This window comes from Streptomyces cyslabdanicus (genome assembly GCF_052663305.1).
On the sequence record NZ_JBQRUW010000028.1, the window covers coordinates 238197 to 258500 of the forward strand.

Annotated in this window: 18 protein-coding genes and 1 rRNA gene; 10 read left to right on the forward strand and 9 right to left on the reverse strand. The window is 70.4% G+C overall.

What is annotated here, in order from left to right; genetic code table 11:
* Positions 1-178: 178 nt before the first annotated feature.
* The 3 genes from ACTYVM_RS18295 to ACTYVM_RS18305 are packed head-to-tail and all read left to right on the forward strand — an operon-like array spanning position 179 to position 2037.
* Positions 179-799, forward strand: a complete 621-nt coding sequence (locus tag ACTYVM_RS18295) for a DUF47 domain-containing protein (protein WP_400035270.1) — start codon at positions 179-181, stop codon at positions 797-799.
* 7 nt (positions 800-806) lie between these two features.
* A complete protein-coding gene (locus ACTYVM_RS18300; RefSeq protein ID WP_400035268.1) occupies positions 807-1805 on the forward strand; it encodes an inorganic phosphate transporter in 999 nt (332 codons plus the stop codon).
* A 31-nt stretch (positions 1806-1836) separates the two neighbouring features.
* Entirely contained in the window at positions 1837-2037 is a 201-nt protein-coding gene (locus ACTYVM_RS18305) for a DUF5988 family protein (RefSeq protein ID WP_400035266.1), read from the forward strand.
* A gap of 128 nt (positions 2038-2165) precedes the next feature.
* Here the strand turns inward: ACTYVM_RS18305 and pstB are convergent, their stop codons facing one another.
* The 4 genes from pstB to pstS all read right to left on the reverse strand — a co-directional run bounded on the left by pstB (position 2166) and on the right by pstS (position 6315).
* Complete coding sequence (gene pstB, locus ACTYVM_RS18310; RefSeq protein ID WP_400035264.1) at positions 2166-2942, reverse strand: phosphate ABC transporter ATP-binding protein PstB; 777 nt, start codon at positions 2940-2942, stop codon at positions 2166-2168.
* Between the two features lie 65 nt (positions 2943-3007).
* On the reverse strand, positions 3008-4060 hold the full coding sequence (gene pstA / locus ACTYVM_RS18315; protein ID WP_445526903.1) for a phosphate ABC transporter permease PstA: 1053 nt from the start codon (positions 4058-4060) through the stop codon (positions 3008-3010).
* Positions 4057-5076, reverse strand: coding sequence for a phosphate ABC transporter permease subunit PstC (gene pstC / locus ACTYVM_RS18320; protein ID WP_445526904.1), 1020 nt, complete (start codon positions 5074-5076; stop codon positions 4057-4059). The genes pstA and pstC overlap by 4 nt, the downstream gene beginning before the upstream one ends.
* A gap of 105 nt (positions 5077-5181) precedes the next feature.
* Entirely contained in the window at positions 5182-6315 is a 1134-nt protein-coding gene (gene pstS, locus ACTYVM_RS18325) for a phosphate ABC transporter substrate-binding protein PstS (RefSeq protein ID WP_445526905.1), read from the reverse strand.
* A 430-nt stretch (positions 6316-6745) separates the two neighbouring features.
* Here pstS and ACTYVM_RS18330 point away from each other — a divergent pair, with 430 nt between their 5' ends.
* On the forward strand, positions 6746-8332 hold the full coding sequence (locus tag ACTYVM_RS18330; RefSeq protein WP_445526906.1) for an FAD-binding oxidoreductase: 1587 nt from the start codon (positions 6746-6748) through the stop codon (positions 8330-8332).
* A 449-nt stretch (positions 8333-8781) separates the two neighbouring features.
* Here ACTYVM_RS18330 and ACTYVM_RS18335 read toward each other — a convergent pair whose 3' ends face one another.
* From ACTYVM_RS18335 to ACTYVM_RS18345, 3 genes are all read right to left on the reverse strand, one after another.
* Positions 8782-9489 (reverse strand): phosphatase PAP2 family protein, encoded by a 708-nt coding sequence (locus ACTYVM_RS18335; RefSeq protein ID WP_445526907.1) that lies wholly within the window; start codon positions 9487-9489, stop codon positions 8782-8784.
* Positions 9490-9738: 249 nt separating this feature from the next.
* The gene (locus ACTYVM_RS18340; protein WP_445526908.1) at positions 9739-10746 is read right to left on the reverse strand and encodes a C40 family peptidase; all 1008 of its coding nucleotides are present in this window, start codon (positions 10744-10746) and stop codon (positions 9739-9741) included.
* A 152-nt stretch (positions 10747-10898) separates the two neighbouring features.
* Positions 10899-11735 carry a trypsin-like serine peptidase gene (locus ACTYVM_RS18345; protein ID WP_445526909.1) on the reverse strand — a complete coding sequence of 279 codons (837 nt, stop codon included), beginning with the start codon at positions 11733-11735 and terminating at the stop codon, positions 10899-10901.
* A gap of 457 nt (positions 11736-12192) precedes the next feature.
* Between ACTYVM_RS18345 and ACTYVM_RS18350 the strand changes: the two genes are divergently transcribed.
* The 6 genes from ACTYVM_RS18350 to ACTYVM_RS18375 all read left to right on the forward strand — a co-directional run bounded on the left by ACTYVM_RS18350 (position 12193) and on the right by ACTYVM_RS18375 (position 19518).
* On the forward strand, positions 12193-12501 hold the full coding sequence (locus tag ACTYVM_RS18350) for a DUF8827 family protein (RefSeq protein WP_009189392.1): 309 nt from the start codon (positions 12193-12195) through the stop codon (positions 12499-12501).
* 225 nt (positions 12502-12726) lie between these two features.
* Complete coding sequence (locus ACTYVM_RS18355; protein WP_445526910.1) at positions 12727-13578, forward strand: DUF8175 domain-containg protein; 852 nt, start codon at positions 12727-12729, stop codon at positions 13576-13578.
* Entirely contained in the window at positions 13568-14908 is a 1341-nt protein-coding gene (locus tag ACTYVM_RS18360; protein WP_445526911.1) for a hypothetical protein, read from the forward strand. The genes ACTYVM_RS18355 and ACTYVM_RS18360 overlap by 11 nt, the downstream gene beginning before the upstream one ends.
* Positions 14905-16464 (forward strand): SCO6880 family protein, encoded by a 1560-nt coding sequence (locus tag ACTYVM_RS18365; protein WP_445526912.1) that lies wholly within the window; start codon positions 14905-14907, stop codon positions 16462-16464. The genes ACTYVM_RS18360 and ACTYVM_RS18365 overlap by 4 nt, the downstream gene beginning before the upstream one ends.
* Positions 16465-16478: 14 nt before the next feature.
* Complete coding sequence (locus tag ACTYVM_RS18370) at positions 16479-17903, forward strand: ATP-binding protein (RefSeq protein ID WP_445526913.1); 1425 nt, start codon at positions 16479-16481, stop codon at positions 17901-17903.
* Positions 17904-17916: 13 nt separating this feature from the next.
* The gene (locus tag ACTYVM_RS18375) at positions 17917-19518 is read left to right on the forward strand and encodes a type IV secretory system conjugative DNA transfer family protein (RefSeq protein ID WP_445526914.1); all 1602 of its coding nucleotides are present in this window, start codon (positions 17917-17919) and stop codon (positions 19516-19518) included.
* A gap of 23 nt (positions 19519-19541) precedes the next feature.
* Here the strand turns inward: ACTYVM_RS18375 and ACTYVM_RS18380 are convergent, their stop codons facing one another.
* Together ACTYVM_RS18380 and rrf are read right to left on the reverse strand one after the other, a co-directional pair.
* A complete protein-coding gene (locus tag ACTYVM_RS18380) occupies positions 19542-20108 on the reverse strand; it encodes a GNAT family N-acetyltransferase (RefSeq protein WP_445526915.1) in 567 nt (188 codons plus the stop codon).
* 70 nt (positions 20109-20178) lie between these two features.
* Positions 20179-20295 (reverse strand): 5S ribosomal RNA (gene rrf, locus ACTYVM_RS18385).
* Positions 20296-20304: the final 9 nt, after the last annotated feature.

Consider the following 20304-nt stretch of genomic DNA (forward strand, 5'->3'; position numbering starts at 1 on the left):
GTGATATACCCCTGGCGGGTATATTGTAACGAATTCTGCCGGGTAGCAGCAGCCTGGGCATGCCCCCGTGTGGAGCACGGCGGCCCATGGGCGACACTGGGGGACGGCCCCTTAGCCGTGGCCGGATGATGCGCTTAACATCACCCTGACCCGAACCGCAGCACCCCGAGGACCCCACGTGCGCTTTCGTCTGACCCCCAGGGAGACGAGCTTCTACGACATGTTCGCCGCGTCCGCGGACAACATCGTCACGGGCTCGAAACTCCTGATGGAACTGCTCGGGGCGGACGCTTCCGCCCGGGCCGAGATCGCAGAGCGTATGCGGGCCGCGGAACACGCCGGTGACGACGCCACGCATGCGATCTTCCACCAGCTGAACTCCTCGTTCATCACGCCCTTCGACCGCGAGGACATCTACACCCTCGCGTCGTCCCTCGACGACATCATGGACTTCATGGAGGAGGCCGTCGACCTGGTCGTCCTCTACAACGTCGAGGAACTGCCCAAGGGCGTCGAGCAGCAGATCGAGGTGCTGGCCAGGGCCGCGGAGCTGACGGCCGAGGCCATGCCGCACCTGCGGACCATGGACAACCTCACCGAGTACTGGATCGAGGTGAACCGTCTGGAGAACCAGGCGGACCAGATCCACCGCAAGCTGCTCGCGCACCTGTTCAACGGCAAGTACGACGCGATCGAGGTGCTGAAGCTCAAGCAGATCGTGGACGTGCTGGAGGAGGCCGCGGACGCCTTCGAGCACGTGGCGAACACGGTGGAGACCATCGCGGTCAAGGAGTCCTGAGGCGTCCATGGACACCTTCGCTCTCATCCTGACCGTCCTGGTCGCTCTCGGCTTCGCCTACACCAACGGCTTCCACGACTCCGCCAACGCCATCGCGACCTCCGTGTCGACACGGGCGCTCACCCCCCGCGCCGCGCTGGCGATGGCCGCGGCGATGAACCTCCTCGGCGCCTTCCTCGGCAGCGGGGTCGCCAAGACCGTCAGCGAGGGTCTGATCCAGACGCCCACCGGCGGCAAGGGGATGGGCATCCTCTTCTCCGCGCTCCTCGGGGCCATCGTCTGGAATCTGATCACCTGGTACTTCGGCCTGCCCTCGTCCTCCTCGCACGCGCTGTTCGGCGGCATGGTGGGCGCGGCGCTCGCGGGCGGCACGACGGTGTACTGGTCCGGCGTGCTCGACAAGATCGTCACCCCGATGTTCCTGTCGCCGGTGGTCGGCCTGATCGTCGGCTACCTGGTCATGACGGCGATCATGTGGATCTTCCGCCGCACCAACCCGCACAAGGCCAAGCGCGGCTTCCGCATAGCGCAGACCGTGTCGGCGGCCGGCATGGCGCTCGGACACGGCCTCCAGGACGCCCAGAAGACCATGGGTGTCGTGGTGATGGCCCTGGTCATCGGCGGCGTCGAGACCTACGGCGACCCGATCCCGGTGTGGGTGAAGCTGATCTCCGCGCTCATGCTGTCACTGGGCACCTACGCGGGCGGCTGGCGCATCATGCGCACCCTGGGCCGCAAGATCATCGAACTGGACCCGCCGCAGGGCTTCGCCGCCGAGACGACCGGCGCGTCGATCATGTTCGCCACGGCGTACCTCTTCAAGGCGCCGATCTCCACGACCCACGTCATCACCTCGGCGATCATGGGTGTGGGCGCGACGAAGCGGGTCAACGCCGTCCGCTGGGGCGTCGCGAAGAACATCGTCCTGGGCTGGTTCATCACCATGCCGGCCGCGGCGATCGTGGCCGCCTGCGCCTTCTGGCTGATCAGGTTGGCGTTCCTGTAGCAGCCCGGCCCGGTGTGGCGACACTGGAACCATGACTAGCAAGGCACTCCTCGAAGGCGGGCCGGAGGACCTCGCGGGCACCCTGGTGCCGGTGGTCCCTCCCGGAAAGGAACTGAAGATCCCGCACCTCGGGGGATACGAGCACTACAAGGTCACCTCGCGCCACGAGGACAGCAAGGAAGGACACGTCACCGTCTACCAGTGGTGGGAGCGCACCGAAGTCGCCGAGTGAGCGGCCGGGCGCACACCCCGGCCGGTGAATCGCGCGGGCCCGCCCCCGGGAGCCGGGGGCGGGCCCTTCTGCGTCCTCACGGTGGCACCGCCATGCAGCACCGCGAGGGTTCTGGGGGGACCTGCGCTCTAGCCGAAGCGGCCGGAGATGTAGTCCTCGGTCGCCTGCACGGACGGGTTGGAGAAGATCCGCTCGGTCTCGTCGATCTCGATCAGCCGGCCCGGCTTGCCCACGGCCGCCAGGTTGAAGAACGCCGTACGGTCCGAGACGCGCGCCGCCTGCTGCATGTTGTGCGTCACGATGACGATCGTGAAGCGCTCCTTCAGCTCGCCGACCAGGTCCTCGATGGCGAGCGTGGAGATCGGGTCGAGGGCGGAGCAGGGCTCGTCCATGAGCAGCACCTTCGGCTCGACCGCGATGGCGCGGGCGATGCACAGACGCTGCTGCTGACCGCCGGAGAGGCCCGAGCCGGGCTTGTTCAGGCGGTCCTTGACCTCGTTCCAGAGGTTGGCGCCCTTGAGCGACTTCTCGACGATGTCGTTCAGCTCGCTCTTGCGGTAGCTGCCGTTCAGCCGCAGTCCCGCCGCCACGTTGTCGAAGATCGACATGGTGGGGAACGGGTTCGGGCGCTGGAAGACCATGCCCACCTCGCGGCGCACGGCCACCGGGTCGACCCCGGCGCCGTACAGGTCCTCCTCGTCCAGCAGCACCTTGCCCTCGACCCGGCCGCCCGGGGTGACCTCGTGCATGCGGTTGAGGGTGCGCAGGAACGTCGACTTGCCGCAGCCGGAGGGGCCGATGAACGCCGTCACCGAACGCGGCTCGACCGTCATCGAGATGTCCTCGATCGCCTTGTGGGCGCCGTAGTAGGCGGTGAGTCCGCTGACATCGATTCGCTTGGCCATGACTACTTCACTTCCAAAAGTCCGGGGGTCGCTGACAGGCCCCGCGCGGCAGCAGCCGCAGATCGTTAACGGGGGGCCTTCCAGCGGGCGATGCCGCGGGCCACCAGGTTGAGGATCATCACGAAGGCGATGAGGGTGAGCGACGCCGCCCACGCACGGTCGTACGCCGCTCCGGTGCCCACGCTGTTGGTGTACTGCTGGTAGATGTACAGCGGCAGCGAGGACTGCGCCCCCTCGAAGGGGTTCGTGTTGATGAAGGGGTTGCCGAAGACCAGCAGCAGCACGGGGGCGGTCTCACCGGCGATACGGGCGATGGCCAGCACGACACCGGTCGTGATGCCGCCGAGCGAGGTCGGCAGGACCACCTTCAGGATCGTGCGCCACTTCGGCACGCCCAGGGCGAGGGACGCCTCACGCAGCTCGTTCGGAACGAGCTTGAGCATCTCCTCCGTGGAGCGGACCACGACCGGCATCATCAGGATGGCCAGCGCCAGCGAACCGGCGAAGCCGAAGGGCTGCATCTTGAAGATCAGCATCAGGCTGAGGATGAACAGGCCCGCGACGATCGAGGGGATGCCGGTCATCACGTCGACGAAGAAGGTGATGGCCTTGGCGAGCTTGCCGCTCCCGTACTCCACCAGGTAGATCGCGGTGAGCACACCGACCGGCGCGCCGATCAGGGTGGCGAGGCCGACCTGCTCGAGGCTGCCGATGATGGCGTGGTAGATGCCGCCGCCGGGCTCGGTGTCGGCGACCAGGCCCATCGAGTGGGTGAGGAAGTAGACGTCCAGGACCTTCACACCGCGCTGGACGGTCGTCCAGACCAGGGAGACCAGCGGCACCACGGCGAGCAGGAAGGCGACCCAGACGAGGCTGGTCGCGACCCGGTCCTTGGCCTGGCGGCGGCCCTCGACGCGGGCGGCGATGCCGTAGGTGCCGAGGACGAAGAGGACCGCGGCGATCAGGCCCCACTGGACGCGGCTGTGGAGACCGCCGACCAGGCCGATGACGACCGCGGCGACCAGGGAGCCGAGGGCGATGGCCCACGGGGACCACGTGGGCAGGCTGGCGCCGCGCAGGCTGCTGGAGCGCTTGTCGGCGATGGCTGCGTGGCTCATGCGTTGGCCCCCGAGTAGTCCTTGCGGCGGGCGATGATCAGGCGGGCCGCACCGTTGACCAGCAGAGTGATGACGAACAGCACCAGACCGGAGGCGATCAGCGCGTCACGGCCGTACTCCGACGCCTCGCTGAACTTGCTGGCGATGTTCTGGGCGAAGGTGCCGCCGCCCGCGTCGAGCAGGCTGGCCCGGATGGTGAAGGTCGGCGACAGCACGGTGGCGACGGCCATCGTCTCGCCGAGCGCGCGGCCGAGCCCGAGCATCGAGGCGGAGATCACACCGGACCGCCCGAAGGGCAGCACCGACATGCGGATGACCTCCCAGCGCGTGGCGCCGAGGGCCAGGGCCGCCTCCTCGTGCATCCGCGGGACCTGACGGAAGACCTCGCGGCTGACGTTGGTGATGATCGGCAGGATCATGATCGCCAGCAGGATGCCGACGGTGAGCATCGAGCGGGCGGGGCCGCCCTCCCAGGAGAAGACGCCGGTCCAGCCGAGGTAGTCGTTGAGCCAGCCGAACAGGCCGTCCATGTGCGGAACGAGGATCAGCGCGCCCCACAGGCCGTACACGATGGACGGTACTGCGGCGAGCAGGTCGATCACATAGGCGATGGGACCGCTCAACCGGCGCGGCGCGTAGTGCGTGAGGAAGAGCGCGATGGCGACCGCGACGGGGACCGCGATGGCCATGGCGATGACCGAGGAGACCACCGTGCCGAAGGCCAGCACGGCGATACCGAAGACCGGCGGCTGAAGGCCGGTGTTCCACTCGAAGGTGGTCAGGAAGTTGCCGTGGTCCTTGCCGATCGCGAGGCAGGCACGGTAGGTGAGAAAGGCTGCGATCGCGGCCATGACCACGAGCAGCAGGATGCCCGACCCGCGGCTGAGGCCGAGGAAGATCCGGTCTCCGGGGCGGGTGGTGGCGCCGCGGCCGGCGCGCCGGCGCCCGGCCTCGTCGGTCGGCCGGGGGTGGGGGGACGGCGCGTCGGCGCCTGTCGTATGCGTTGATATGTCCATCGGGATCTCCGGTCTGCGGAGACGTACGCGGAGTACGGCTCCTGGCGGCGGTGCACCGGAAGGTGCGGCCCGGCCCCCTGCTGGGGGGACCGGGCCGCACTCGGATCAGCTCAGGCCGTCGATGGTGGTGCGGACCTTGCTGATGATCGCGTCAGGGATCGGCGCGTAGTCGTTCTCGGTGAGGATCTTCTGGCCGTCCTCGGAGGCGATGTAGTTGAGGAACGCCTTGGTGGCGGGCAGGGTGTCGGACTTGTTGCCCTTGTCGCAGACGATCTCGTACGTGACCAGGACCATCGGGTAGGCACCCTCGGCCTTGGTCTTGTAGTTCAGGTCGAGCGCCAGGTCCTTGCCGGTGCCGACGACCTTGGCGTCCGCGATGGCCTTGCTGGCGTTCTCGATGGTGGCCTTGACCGGGGCGGAGGCGCCCGTGTCGATGTCGACCGTGGTCATGTCCTTGGCGTACGACAGCTCGAAGTAGCCGATGGCGCCGTTGGTCTGCTTCACCTGCTGGGCCACACCGGAGGACTGCGGAGCAGCCTGGCCGCCCTTGGCCTGCCAGGCCTTGCCGCCCTCGTACTTCCAGTTCTCGGGGCTGGCGGCCTTCAGGTACTTGGTGAAGTTGTCCGTGGTGCCGGACTCGTCCGAGCGGTGGAACGCCTGGATCTTGAGGTTCGGCAGCTTGGCGTCGGGGTTCAGCTTCTTGATCGCCGCGTCGTCCCAGTTCTTGATCTTGCTGTCGAAGATCTTCGCCAGGGTCGGGGCGTCGAGGACCAGGCTGTCCACACCCGGGACGTTGTAGCCGACCGCGATCGGGCCGCCGACCATCGGCAGGTCGATGCCCTGACCGCCGTCGGTGCAGACCTTCTGGGAGGCGGTGACCTCTTCGGGCTTCAGCGCCGAGTCGGAACCGGCGAAGGCCACCTGGCCCTGGGTGAACGCCGTGACACCGGCACCGGAGCCGCCGCCCTTGTAGTTGATCTGCACGCCGCAGGCCTGGCTGAACTGCTTCACCCAGGCGTCGATCGCGTTCTTCTGCGCCGAGGAGCCGTCGGCGAGCAGCTGGCCCTTGGCGTCGTCGCACTTGATGGAGCTGTTGGAGGCCGCGGTGCTGCTGCTGTCGCCGCCGGCGTTGTTCTTGCTGCCGGTGTCGTCGGAGCCGCACGCCGTGAGGGCCAGGGCGCCGGAGACGGCGAGTGCGCCGAGAGCGAGTGCCCGCCGGGTCTTGCGCTGAAGCTTCACTTGAGGGAATTCCTTCCAGGAGCCGCCGTCCGTTCGGCGGCGTGCGAGGGTGTGGCCGACACCGATGCGCCGACCTGCGCATCAGCACCGGGTAAGCCCGAAATTAGGCAGAACAGGTGAAGCGGCCGATGGCCGGAAGTGAACGAGGGGTGAACCCCTGCCGACAGTGCGGTGAGGTCACGGAATGCTTACGGCTGGGCCACGGGCGGGACATGGCCGGCCGCTGAGGCACGTCGAGCCCCGGCAGGTCCGCCGAGTCCCCACCCGAGAGACTGCACCGCGCCGGCGGCCCGCGCGACCGAGGCGGCCCGCGCTCGCGTGTCGCTGACGCCCGGACGGCCGTACTGTGGCAGTTCTGCGGCGTGGTTCCCCGGGAACCCTCCGGGCCGCCTCGTCGCCTCGGTCCGCAGGAACGACAGGAGGTGCGGGCATGGAACGGCGGACTTTCCTGGGGGGCGGCGCGGCGGCGATGGTGGCGGTCGCGACGACCGCGTGCAGCGGCGACAGAGGCGTGACGGCCCGGGCGACGACGGCCCGGACGAACGCCACGGGCATGGCGGCGGCGTCCGGCACCGCCTCCCCGAGCCCGAGAGCCACCAGTACCCCGTCCGCCACCGACTGGGCCGCGCTCTCCCGCTCCCTGGAGGGCACCCTGGTCCGCCCCGGCGACGCCTCCTGGCCGACCGCCCGGCAGCTCTACAACACCCGCTTCGACAGCCTCACGCCCGCCGCGGTCGCCTACGTGGCCCAGGCCGAGGACATCCGGACCGTCCTGTCCTACGCCCACGCCCACCACGTCCGCGTCGCCCTCCGCAACGGCGGCCACTCCTACGGCGGCTGGTCCTCCGGCGACGGCCGGCTGATCATCGACGTCTCGAAGCTCAGCCAGGTCCGGGCGAGCGGCTCCTCGGCGGTGATCGGCGCCGGCGCCAAGCTGATCGACATCTACCGCACGCTCACCGCGAAGGGCGTGACGATACCCGGCGGCTCCTGCCCGACCGTGGGCATCTCCGGCCTGGTCCTGGGCGGCGGCCACGGAGTCGTCGCCCGCGCCTACGGTCTGACCTGCGACAGCCTCACCGGGGCCACCCTCATCACCGCGGACGGCAGGCAGCTGACGGCCGACGCCACCCAGAACAAGGACCTGTTCTGGGCGCTGCGCGGCGCGGGCAACGGCAACTTCGGCGTCGTCACCGAACTGCGGTTCAGGACCCACCCCGCGCCCCAGGCCGTGTCGGCGTACCTGACCTGGCCGTGGGCGAGGGCGGCGGCGGTGGTGAAGGCCTGGCAGGAGTGGGGGCCCGACCAGCCGGACGAGATCTGGTCCTCGCTGCACCTGGAGAGCGCGGCGGGCGGCACGCCCACCGTGTCCGTGGCCGCCTTCTCCCTGGGCACCTACGGCGCCCTGCAGAACGCGGTCGACCGCCTGGCCGCGGGAGCCGGCTCCTCGGCGTCGACCGTGTCGCTCCGGCGCCACTCCTACTGGCAGGCCATGGACGCCTACGCCGGCTGCTCGTCCTTCCCCGTGGAGGCCCAGTGCCATCTGCCGGGCACGACGCCCGGCCGCTCCCCGGAGGGCAGGCTCGGCCGCGAGACCTACGCGGCCCGCTCGGACTTCTTCGACCGCTCCCTGCCCTCGGCCGGCATCCAGACGCTGGTGGCCCAGCTGCGCTCGGTGCGGGGCGGCGCGGGCAGCATCGCGTTCACCGCGCTCGGGGGGGCGGTCAACCGGGTCTCCCCGACGGCGACGGCCTTCGTCCACCGCCGCTCACGCATGCTGGCCCAGTACGTCGCCTCCTGGCGCCCGGGCACCACCGGCTCGGCGGCCCAGTCCTGGCTGACGTCGGCGCACGACGCCATGCGACCCTACGCCTCCGGCGCGGCGTACCAGAACTACAGCGACCCCACGCTCAAGAACTGGCGCACCGCCTACTACGGCGACGCGCTGCCCCGCCTGACCAAACTGAAGCAGCGGTACGACCCGGACCACTTCTTCACCTACCCCCAGGGCCTGTAAGCCCCCGACGCGGGAAAACCCGGCGCAACGGCCGGGAGACCCGGCGCGGGCAGGGAGACCTGACGTGGCCTGGGAAGCCCGGCGCGGCCGGGAGACCCGGCGCGGGAAGGGAAGCCCCGCGCGGCCAGGGAAGCCTGGCGCGGCCGGGAGACCCCGCGCGGCCAGGGAAGCCCGGCGCGGCCGGGGAGACCCGGCGCGGGAAGGGAAGCCTCGCGCGGCCGGGGAGACCCGGCGCGGGCAGGGAGACCTGACGTGGCCTGGGAAGCCCGCCTGGGAAGCCGGCGTGGCCAGCGAAGCCCCACGCGGCCGGGGAGACCCGGCCCGGGCAGCGAAGCCCGGCGCGCCCAAGGAGACCAGGCCAGGCCAGCGAAGCCCCGCGCGGCCAGGAAGCCCCACGCGGCCGGGGCGACCGGCGCGGCCGGCCAAGCCCCGCGCGGCCGGGGGTCCGGCTACGCCGCCAGGTCCCGTTCCTCTGTCGGTGTCCGGTCCTCGGTGGGGCGGTCGGTGGGCAGCGCGTCGTGGTCCGCGGCGGCACGACGCGCACGCACCAGCCGGCCGCCCCACGCGGATCGCTCGACCGCCTCGAGCAGCGGCGTGAGCAGGGCCATGGCCGGCGGGGAGAGCAGCAGCGCGACCGCCGTCCCCAGCGCGAACCCGCCGACCACGTCCGTCGGGTAGTGCACGCCCATGTACACCCGGCAGAAACCCTCGAACAACGCCAGCCCGATCCCCACCAGACCGAAACGCCGGTCGACGACGAACAGCGCGACCGCCATCGCCATGGTGATCGTCGCGTGATCGCTCACGAACGAGTAGTCGGCCTTCCCCGGCAGCAGGACGTCCAGCCCCTGATGGTCCACGAAGGGCCGGGGCCGCCGCACGAAGCCCCTTATCGGCACGTTCACCAGCACCGCGAGACCGGCCGCCAGCGGCACCCACACCAGCGCGGCGACCGCGGACGCCGCCCCCTCGCCGCCCCGGCGCCGCACGGACCACCAGCACCACACCACGAGCAGCACCATGGCGAGCAGCAGCCCGTACTCACCCACGTACTCCATGACCCGGTCGAACCAGCGCGGCGCGTCCCCGGCCAGGCCGTTGATGTCGTAGAGCAGGTCGACGTCGGGGTTCGACCCGGATTCGGCGAGTCCAGCCATCCTGCTGAGGCCCCTTCGTCGTGTCGTCGCGCGCGCACCCGGCGTGCGCCGCCCCTGCCCACCCCCGTGGTCGTAGATCCGCTTCCGCCGCATGCGCGCAGGGCACACGCGTCACCGAACACCCGCTTGGCTACGTCAACACCAACGCACGACCCCGATGGATGCGTTCCGCACTCCACCGAATGATCACTCAGACGTTATCGAAGAGATACTCGTCGCCGCAGCTCAGGGGCTTGGCTCACCGTCCGTTCACACCGTGGAGGGCAGCGCTTTCGCGCCATCCTCGGTGACCCTGGTGGCCCCGAAGTAGTCGGGTGTGTCGATGGGGTCGAAGCGGATCACGGCACCCGGCCTCGGCGCGTCGATCATGTACCCGCCACCGACGTAGATGCCGACGTGCCGGATGGCCCGCGAGTTGGTCAGGTCGTCGGAGAAGAACACCAGATCCCCCGGCAGCAGTTCGTCCCGCGCGGGGTGGGGCCCCACGTTGTACTGGTCGTTGGCGACCCGCGGCAGCATGACCCCCACACTCTCGTAGGCGGCCTTGGTCAGTCCCGAGCAGTCGAACCGTCCGCCCTGCTCGGCGGTGCCGTTCCCGCCCCACAGATAGCGCGTGCCGAGCCTGCCCTGCGCGAAGGAGATGGCCGCGGCGGCCTGTTCGGAGGGATCGACGCGGGTGACGGGGGCGGCGAAGCTCTTCTCCAGGGTCGTGATCGTCTTCACGTAGTTCCGGGTCTCCGCGTACGGCGGCACGCCGCCGTACTTGATCACCGCGTAGGCCCCGGCGTTGTAGGCCGCGAGCATGTTGTGCGTGACGTCGCCCGGCACGTCCTTGACGTACGACGCGAGTTCGCAGTCGTAGGACGCGGCCGACGGAATCGCGTCATTCGGGTTCCAGACGTCCGCCTTGCCGTCACCGTCGCCGTCGATGCCGTGCGTGGCCCAGGTGCCCGGGATGAACTGCGCTATCCCCTGCGCCTCGGCGGCGCTCCTGGCGTTCGGGTCGAACCCGCTCTCCTGGTACAACTGGGCCGCCAGCAACGCCGGGTTGATCGCGGGGCACAGGTTGCCCCACTTCTGGACGAGGGACTGGTACGCGGCCGGCACGGCGCCCTTGGCGAGCCCCACGGCCCCGCCGCCCACCCCGCCCGCGGTGTTCCCCGCGACGACGTACACGCCGACGACGAGCAGGGTGACGAAGCTGAGCCCGGAAGCGACGGCGGCACCCGCCACGATCCATGCCTTACGCACCGTCAACCGCCCCTCGCCACACGGGAGTCCGCCGTCGACAGTGTAGAGGCGCCCACCGCGCTTTCGAGGTGATCACACACGGGCGCAGCGCAGCACGACGGCCGGCCGTCGTGCGACCCCGCCGGGAGCACGGTACGGGTCAGGGGGGACGGTACGGATCAGGGAGCGGCGGACGCGTCCTTGTAGAGCTCCGCCGCGGTGGCCCCGAAGACCACGCTGTACGACGTGTCCGGCGTGGAGCCGCCCTGCTCGTGGCCGCCGAGCACGCCGACGACCTGCTGGTCGCCGTCGACCCACGGGCTGCCGCTGGTGCCGCCGGTGAACCGGGGGCAGTCGATGCGCTGCTGGGTGCCGCTGTGGGCCTGCGGCTTGTTGGTGCAGCTGACGGGCACCTCGCGGGAGTCCGGGTAGCCGGTGACGGTGACCGCCCTCGCCCCGGTCGGCGTCCCGGTGACGAGGCGGTTGGCCCCGACGACGTCCTCGACGCCCCTGCCGTTCTGCGGGGCGATCACGGCGAAGCCCAGGTCGCTGTCCTCGTCCTGGCGCGCGGACCAGTCCTCGGGCAGGAAGCGCCGCCCGACCGTCCACACGCCGTAGGGCGCCCGGCCGTCGCGGTACCCCGGCACGAACACCATGGCGAAGTCCCCGCTCAGACAGTGGGCGGCGGTGACGATGAGGTTCCGGTGGGAGCTGTGCACCACCGACGCCGTGCAGAAGTGGTTGCCCGTGAGGTCGCCGGCCTTGTCCGCACTGAACAGCGCCCCGACCCGGACGCTCTGCGGGGTGTTCGACGTGACGGCGGTCACCCCGAGCGGGGCGGTCGTCCCGAGCCGACCGGGCGCCCCGAGCCGGCCCGGCCCGTCGTGCGCGGCCGCGGCGGAGGCCGAGGTCGCGACCAGCAGCACCAGCACGGCGAACAGCGCCCGCGCACCGACCCGGCGGCGCCCGGGACGTGCGCGGTCAGCGGGGTTCTCGATACCTGAGGTGCGCTTCATCAGGCTCCACTGTGACGGAAGGGGGTGAAAAACAGACCCCGACTTCCCTGAGATTCTCCTGTGAAACGCCCGTTCATCGTATGACCGCCGTCACATCACCCCTCCGGGTATGCCCTGCCCGGCACCGAAGCCGCCGGACCCAAGAGCGCGCCGCCGGGAGCGCGGTGCCGCCACGGCAAAGCGTGAGACCATCGCCACGGGCGACCCCTCACCCGACTGGTCGTCAGAAGCCTTACCAGCACGGAAGAAACGTCAACGACGGAACCGCAGCACGGGTTGCGGTCGGACTTCATTGCCCGGCGTGACCTGCCGTGATACACAGAGTGACCATACGTACGAAACCCACCAGGCAATGCCGCCAAGTCGACATACGGCGGCGTCATTGTCGGCGACAATGGGCCCGACCTCTGCACAAGGGCAGGGGACGCGGAACTACCCAACAGGGGCGGTGACTTACATGCTCTTTGCGGCCGACAAGGGAGACATCAACACCATCATCGGCGGGATCGCTCCGAACTGGGGCCCCTTCGGCAGCCTGGGCAACGAGGCGAAGGTGATGATCGAGGTGGTGATGGCCGTGGCCATCCTGCTCTGCCTCGGCATCGCCGTCTGGGGCGCCGCCAAGCAGCGCATCGGCGCCACGGCCCTGCGCGACACGTTCAGCGCCGAACAGGGCAAGGGCCTGATCATCGCCGGTCTGACGGGCGTCTTCATCATCGGCTCGCTCGGCACGCTCTTCACCATCGTGTACGGCATGGCCGTGTAACCGGCGCACACCCGCGCATGCCGCGCACGGTGCTCCGTGCGCACCGCCGGTCGGACCCTCCGGGCGCGCCCGGTGCCCCCGCTGCCCCTACCCACCCACCGTGTCCACCGGCTGAGGTTGCGTTTCCCTGATGTCGAGTCACCACACCGCGTCCACGCGGGAACCAGCACGGCTACCGTCGTACTTCCACGCATTCCGGTACGAGGTCGAGGGGGCGTACGGGGCATGAGTCGATCGGACGGGCACGGGTACGGCGATTCCGCGCGCGCCGACGACGGGTCCTACGAGGGCGGGCAGACCCGCACCCGGCTCCCGGACCGGTCCGGCGACCCCTACGGAGGCGCGCGGCGCGGCGGCCGCTCGTCCTCGCGCAGCCTGATCACGGTGGTCGCGGTGGTCGTCCTCCTCATCGCCGCGATCGCCTTCGCGAACCGCTCGGGGGGCCGCTCCCCCCACGCCGGCGACCACGCCGACAAACCGAAGGCGGCGGCGACCGCGGCGACCGGCAAGCAGCCGGTGCACACGAAGACGGGCGGAATCCCGTCGGGCTTCGCCCACGACGAACAGGGCGCACAGAGCGCCGCCGCGAACTACTCGGTGGCCCTCGGCTCGGCGGACATGTTCCACGCCGACCAACGGCACCTGATCGTGAACGCCGTCTACGCCCCCGAGGTCGCCGCCCGCCGCCAGCCCGACCTGGACAGCGCGTACTCGAGCGAGAAGTTCCTCAGCAACATCGGCCTCAACAAGGACGGCACCGCCCCGGCCGGCCAGACGTTCATCTCCCGTGTCGTCCCGGTGGGTACGAAGATCATTTCGGTGAACGCGAACAAGGCGACCGTCGCGGTCTGGTACACCTCGCTCTTCGGTCTGTCCGGCGAGACGTCGACCAACCCCGTCACCGAGAGCTGGTACACCACCACGTACCAGCTGACGTGGGCTGACAACGACTGGAAGATCACCGACTTCCAGCAGGAGGACGGCCCCGTGCCGGTCGGACGCGACCAGAAGGCCTCCACCGCCGACGACATGACGAAGGCCGTCGAGGAGTACGGAGGGTTCACGTATGCGCGCTAACCACCGCTTGCTCAAGGTGACGGCCACCGTCGCCGCTGTACAGGCCGCTGCCGTGCTGCTGGCCACACGCGCCGCCGCCGACCCCTCGCCCGACCCGAGCCCCTCGCCCACACGCAGCAAGGACCCGTGCGGACTGATCCGAGGCCCTGCCAGGGAGTACTGCGAAAAGGGCAGCGGCGGGCGGAAGTCCAACGGCGTCACCACGGACCCCACGTCCAGCCTCGACCCCCTCTCCTCCCTCGCCAAGGGCTGTGCCGACGCCGCCTCCTGGACGGTCACCAAGCTCAGCCACGCCGTGCAGGAGACCGCCAACGTCGACTTCACCAACCAGAAGTTCCTCCAGCAGTACGCGGTCGTGTTCGCCGCGTCGACCGTGCTCACGCTGCTGCTCTGGCTGCTGGCCGTGGCCAAGCGGGCCGTGCGCGGCGTGCCGCTGGCCACCGCCATCTCCGAGGCGGTCGGCTTCCTGTGGCTGACCGTGCTCGCCTCCGCCTTCACCCCGCTGATCCTCTACACGGTCGTCTCGGCCACCGACGGCGTCTCCGACGTCCTCGCCAAGGCGACCGGCGACCAGGCAGGCACCTTCTTCGGCACGTTCTCCACCGCGCTCGGCAAGGGCGAGAACATCGGCGGCGGACCGATCATGCTGATCGTCGTCTCCCTGGTCTCCATCCTCGCCGCCGGCGTGCTCTGGCTGGAGCTCGTCATCCGCGCCGCCCTGCTCTACGTCGGCGCCCTGCTCGGCACCGTCGTCTACGCCGGACTGGTCGACAAGAACCTGTGGGGGCACGTGCGCCGCTGGGCCGGAATCATGATCGCGGTGATCCTGGTGAAACCGGTCATCGTGATCGTGCTCGGACTCGCCGGGGCGCTCTCCTCGGGCGACAACGGACCCGGCGCCTTCTCCGCGGTCGTCTCCGGCCTCGCGATCATCCTGCTGGCCATCTTCGCCAGCGCCATGATCTACCGGTTCGTCCCGGGCTTCGGCGACGAGATCGCGGCCGGCCGCAACAACCGCATCATGCGGGGCGCCGAAGGCAAGGCCGCCGCGGTCATCAGCTCCCCGGCCACCCTGGTCGCACAGGGCATCAAGACCCACAGCACCCGGGCCGACAGCAACGGCGGTGGCGGCGGCCAGTCGTCCACCCCGCGCCCGGCCAACCCGGCCTCCGGCGGCGTCGCCGCGCACGGCGCGCGCGTCCCGGACGGTGGCGGCGGATCCGTCCCCTCCGCCGCACCCGCTCCCCGCGCACCCAGCCCGGTGAACACCCCGCACGCCGGAAGCACCCGCAACAGCAGCTCCAACCGCACGGGAGGTGAAGGGCGTTGACGACCGATTCCCACGTGTCCCACACGGTCACGCCCCGCCGTACATATCTGATCGGCCGCGCCCGGCCGAACGCGATCGTCGGCCGCAACCGCGAGACCGGCGAGATCGCCCTGATCATCGCGGGCGCGTTCCTCGGCATGGTGTGCGGACTCGTCGTCGACGTCCTGATGCTGCGCATCGTGCTGCTCACCGGCCTCCCGCTGCTGGCCCTGGCCGCGGTCTACTTGCCCTACCGGCAACGCACGTTCTACAAGTGGTTCGAGATCAACCGCAGTTACAAGCGCACCGTCAAGCGCGGCGCCGGCTACCGCTCGGGCGTGATGGAGGCCGGCACGGGCCTGGACGGCCGGGAGGTCGAGATCGGGCCGCCGCCCGGCATCGGCCGGATCACCTGGCTCGCCGCGCCGTTCGGGCCGGACGAGATCGCCGTACTGCTGCACGCCGACCGCAAGACGGTCACCGCCGCCATCGAGATCGAGGGCCCCGGCGTCGGCCTGCGCGACTCCGAGGACCAGGAGGCCCTCGTCGACCGCTTCGGCACCCTGCTCAAGCACGTGGCCAACGGCGACGGCTTCGTCACCCGCCTCCAGATGCTCGCCCGCACCCTGCCCGCCGACCCCGACGCCCACGCCAAGGACGTCAGCGTACGCGGCGACGAGCGGGCGCCGCAGTGGCTCCAGGGGTCCTACGACCAACTGCAGTCAATGGTGTCCACCAGCAGCGAGCAGCACCGCGCCTACCTCGTCGCCTGCATGCACTACACCCGCGAACTCGCCGCCGAGGCCCACGCCATGGCACGGGCCGCCCGGCCCCAGGCGGGCCGCAAGGTGGACCGGGACGCAGGACTCGCCGTCGTCATGGCCCGCGAGCTGACCGACATCTGCTCCCGGCTCCAGGAAGCGGACATCCGCGTACGGCAGCCGCTCGGTCAGGGGCGGCTGGCCTCGCTGGTCCACTCCATGTACGACCCGGACCACCCGATCGACCACATCCAGGCGATGACCAGGCGCAACGCCTGGCCGGCCGAGCTGGACGCCATGGAGCCGACGTACCTTCAGGCCAAGACCCGCGAGTCGGCGACCCGCGAACCCTGGTGCCACGCCACCGCCTGGGTCAAGGAGTGGCCGATGACTCCGGTCGGCGTGAACTTCCTCGCGCCCCTCCTCGTCCACACCCCGGACGTCATCCGCACCGTCGCCGTGACGATGGACCTCGAACCCACCGAGGTCGCCATCGAGCGGATGCTGACCGAGAAGACCAACGACGTCGCCGAGGCCAGCCGCGCCGCGAAGATGAACCGCACCGTGGACCCGCGCGACGTGGCCGCCCACAGCCGCCTCGACCAGCGCGGCGAGGACCTCGCCAGCGGCGCGGCCGGCGTCAACCTGGTCGGCTGGATCACCGTGTCCTCCCGCTCCCCCGAGTCCCTGGCCCGCGACAAACGGACGATCAGGGCCTCGGCCGGCAAGTCCTATCTGAAACTCGAGTGGTGCGACCGCGAGCACCACCGCGCCTTCGTGAACACGCTCCCGTTCGCCACCGGAATCCGACGGTAGGGGCTGATGCTCTGATGCGGGACCCGCTGACCGCGCTCACGGACGCCTTCACGTCCTTCCTGTTCGGGAAGGTGGAGACGACCCGGCTGCCGGTGAGAACGTCCACGGGCCAGGCCCAGGCGGTCTACCTGCCCACCGCCGCGCCCGGCCTCGGCGACTCCGGCGTCATCATCGGCCGGGAGGTGTACTCCGGGAAGGGCTACATCTACGACCCCTTCCAGCTGTACGGCCAGCAGCTCCCCGCCCCGCACTGGCTGGTCCTCGGCGAGTCCGGCAACGGCAAGTCGGCACTGGAGAAGACCTACGTCCTGCGCCAGCTCCGCTTCCGCGACCGCCAGGTCGTCGTCCTGGACGCCCAGGGCGAGGACGGGGTCGGCGAGTGGAACCTCATCGCGGAGGAGCTGGGCATAACGCCGATCCGGCTGGACCCGATGGCGGCCCTGGACCACGGCATCCGGCTCAACCCCCTGGACCCGTCGATCACGACCACGGGCCAGCTGGCTCTGCTGCGGACCATCATCGAGGTCGCGATGGGGCACGGCCTGGACGAGCGCTCCGGCTTCGCGCTGAAGGTCGCCCACGCCTACGTCAACGAGACGATCGTGCAACGCCAGCCGGTGCTGTCGGACATCGTCGACCAACTGCGGCATCCCGAGCCGGAGTCGGCCGAGGCGATGAACGTCGCCGTGGACGACGTACGGGCCTGGGGCCTGGACGTGGCGCTGGTCCTGGACCGCCTGGTCGACGGTGACCTGCGCGGCATGTTCGACGGCCCCACCACGGTCGGCATCGACCTGGACGCGCCCCTGATCGTCTTCGACCTGTCCCACATCGACCGCAACTCCATCGCCATGCCGATCCTGATGGCGATCGTCGGCGTGTGGCTGGAGCACACCTGGATCCGCCCCGACCGCAAGAAGCGCATCTTCCTGGTCGAGGAGGCCTGGCACATCATCAACAGCCCGTTCGTGGCCCAGCTGTTCCAACGGCTGCTGAAGTTCGGCCGCCGGCTGGGTCTGTCGTTCGTGGCCGTCGTCCACCACCTGTCCGACGTGGTGGACGGGGCGGCGGCCAAGGAGGCCGCCGCGATCCTGAAGATGGCCTCCACGAGGACGATCTACGCCCAGAAGGCGGACGAGGCGAGGGCGACGGGACGAGTGCTCGGCCTGCCCAGGTGGGCGGTCGAGATCATCCCGACCCTGAGCCCCGGCATCGCGGTGTGGGACGTCAACGGCAATGTCCAGGTCGTCAAACACCTGGTCACCGAGACCGAACGGCCGCTGGTGTTCACCGACCGCGCCATGACGGAGTCCTCCAGCAACCACGCCGCAGACAACGCCCTGCGCGCCGCCGAACTGGAGGCGGAGGAGCGGGCGGCGGCCTTCATGGGACAGCACCTCGCCGACCTGGACGACTCCTCCGAGTCGACGGTGGCCTAGGGGGAACGCGCACGTGAGACCGGACGACCGCGACCACGGACAGGGCGGCCAGGCCCGGCGGGACGGCCAGGGCGGCGTTCCGGACGGCCTGCTGGTCGGCGTCCTGGCCTTCCTGCTCGGCATGACCCTGATGGTGTGGACGGCCACGGGAATCGCCGGCCTGTTCTCCCACGGCTCCTGGCCCTCCGGGGTCGCCTTCACCCGTACGCCGCTGGCGATGCGCCACCTCATCACCGACCCGCACGACATTCCCGGCGCCTGGCCGGACGTTCCGCAGGAACGGCTGTCGGGGTACGGACTGTTCTGGGGCCTGTTCATCGGCCAGCTGATGGTGCTGCTCGTGCTGACCGTCTTCGTGCTGGGCACGCTGGCCCGGTGGAGGGCCGGGAGACTGCGCAGGCGGGCGGAGAGAGCGGCGGCCCGAAAGCGGGCGGCGGCGCCGGAACCCCAGGAGGTGCCCGTGCCGGCCCCCCAGGAGGTCCCCACTCAGCGGACGGCACCGGAGCCCGGCCGGCCGCTCGTGGCCGCCCAGCAGCCCGCGGAGGCGCCACAGGAGGCCCAGCAGGAGACGCCGCAGCCCGCCCACCGGGCGGGACCCGAGGCGCCCCTCGCGCGGCATCCCGTGCCCCTCGCCGCCGCCGGCCCTGGCGCACCTCACGGGCCTGGCAGCCCTCGCGGGCCGTTCGGCGAGCGGGAGAGGATCCTGATCGCGCCGCGCGAAGACCGGCAGGCGGCCGCCGCCCAGGCCATCCGGGACGCGGCGGGCCCGGCCCTCGTCATCACCTCGAACCCGGCCCTGTGGCAGGACACGAAGGACTCCCGGGCCAAACTGGGCCCGGTCCTTCTCTACGACCCCGCCCACCTCTGCGACACCCCGGCCCGCCTCCACTGGTCCCCCACGGCGGGCTGCGAGGACAAGGCGACGGCGGCCGCCAGAGCCGCCGCACTGCTCGCCCCGGTCCGCCCCACCGCCAAGGTCGACCAGGCGATCGGCGACACCGCGGAAACCCTTCTGCGCAGCTTCCTGCACGCCGCCGCCATAGACGGCCGCGCCGTCCGGCATGTCCACCGCTGGGCGCAGGGCACCCAGGTCCAGGAGGCCGTGCGGATCCTCCGCACGCACCCCAAGGCCGCCGCCGGATCCGCCGGCGAGCTCGAGGCCTCGCTCACCTCGTATCCCGAACGGCGCGACATCGCCCAGGAGTTGACCGGCCGCGCGCTGTCCTCACTGTTCACCGTGAACATCCGCGAGGCCTGCACTCCACACCGAACTGATGCCGTCGCCTTGGATTCCTTCGTCAACGAAGGGGGCACGCTTTATGTGGTCGGCGAATCCCTCGAGGATCCCCGCACCAACCCGGGTGCGATGCCCCTCCTGACGGCACTCGCCTCAAGCGTGGTCGAGCGCGGCCGGCGCATGGCCGAACGGTCATCCTCCGGTCGCCTCGACCCACCACTCACGCTCGTCCTGGACGACGTGGCGGCCGTCGCCCCGCTTCCCCAACTCCCGGAGCTGCTGGAGACCGGAGCCGGACAGGGGCTGCCCACGCTGGCCCTGCTCCGCTCCCGCGAGCAGGCCCGTGCCCGCTGGCCGCACCACGAACTCCCGGCGTGACCAGGACTCCGTGACCAGAACTCTCAGGGACGTTCGAGGACGTACTCCAGCTCGGACTCCGCCGAACCGGCCGTCAGCGGCACGGTGACCCCGCTCGGCAGGAACCCGATCCTGCGGTAGAAGCGCTGGGCCCGCCCGTTGTCCTCGTGCACGAGCAGCCGCACCCGCTCCACGCCGGTCTCCCACGCCCATCGCAGGGCCTCGTCGAACAGCACCTCGGTCAGTCCGCACCCGCGGTGCTCGGGTCGCACGTAGACACCGACGACGTGTCCCTGCCGCCGCTCGACCGGAAGCCCGGCCCAGTCCGTCGTGCCGGCCTCCTCCACGAGCACGGTCGCGCTTCCGACCCACTCGCCGTCCGGCCCCTCCACAATGAACTGCCTTTTGTCGCCCGCACCTTCGGCGGCCCCCGCGGTCCGCTCCTGCCAGAACGAGTCCGGCCGGGCCGCGGCGTCGTCGTACGTCTCCAGGAAGGCAAGATGGGCCACCGGGTCCTGGAGGGCGACCAGCCGCAGCGCTTTCGCGGCGGGCCACTCCTCGGTACGTACGGCTCGGACGACGTACTGCTCGGTGCTGCTGAGGCTGCTCATGGGCTCACGGTAATGCAGCAAAACAAAAAGGGCCCACACCTTTTCGGTGTGGGCCCTTTCATCACAATCTGTTCGGCGGCGTCCTACTCTCCCACAGGGTCCCCCCTGCAGTACCATCGGCGCTGTGAGGCTTAGCTTCCGGGTTCGGAATGTAACCGGGCGTTTCCCTCACGCTATGACCACCGAAACACTATGA

Coding starts and splice junctions, on each gene's coding strand:
- pstC (WP_445526904.1), bottom strand. CDS start 5,076: ATGGACATATCAACGCATACGACAGGCGCCGACGCGCCGTCCCCCCAC.
- ACTYVM_RS18370 (WP_445526913.1), top strand. CDS start 16,479: ATGCGGGACCCGCTGACCGCGCTCACGGACGCCTTCACGTCCTTCCTG.
- ACTYVM_RS18330 (WP_445526906.1), top strand. CDS start 6,746: ATGGAACGGCGGACTTTCCTGGGGGGCGGCGCGGCGGCGATGGTGGCG.
- ACTYVM_RS18360 (WP_445526911.1), top strand. CDS start 13,568: ATGCGCGCTAACCACCGCTTGCTCAAGGTGACGGCCACCGTCGCCGCT.
- ACTYVM_RS18355 (WP_445526910.1), top strand. CDS start 12,727: ATGAGTCGATCGGACGGGCACGGGTACGGCGATTCCGCGCGCGCCGAC.
- ACTYVM_RS18335 (WP_445526907.1), bottom strand. CDS start 9,489: ATGGCTGGACTCGCCGAATCCGGGTCGAACCCCGACGTCGACCTGCTC.
- pstB (WP_400035264.1), bottom strand. CDS start 2,942: ATGGCCAAGCGAATCGATGTCAGCGGACTCACCGCCTACTACGGCGCC.
- ACTYVM_RS18305 (WP_400035266.1), top strand. CDS start 1,837: ATGACTAGCAAGGCACTCCTCGAAGGCGGGCCGGAGGACCTCGCGGGC.
- ACTYVM_RS18380 (WP_445526915.1), bottom strand. CDS start 20,108: ATGAGCAGCCTCAGCAGCACCGAGCAGTACGTCGTCCGAGCCGTACGT.
- pstA (WP_445526903.1), bottom strand. CDS start 4,060: ATGAGCCACGCAGCCATCGCCGACAAGCGCTCCAGCAGCCTGCGCGGC.
- ACTYVM_RS18300 (WP_400035268.1), top strand. CDS start 807: ATGGACACCTTCGCTCTCATCCTGACCGTCCTGGTCGCTCTCGGCTTC.
- ACTYVM_RS18345 (WP_445526909.1), bottom strand. CDS start 11,735: ATGAAGCGCACCTCAGGTATCGAGAACCCCGCTGACCGCGCACGTCCC.
- ACTYVM_RS18350 (WP_009189392.1), top strand. CDS start 12,193: ATGCTCTTTGCGGCCGACAAGGGAGACATCAACACCATCATCGGCGGG.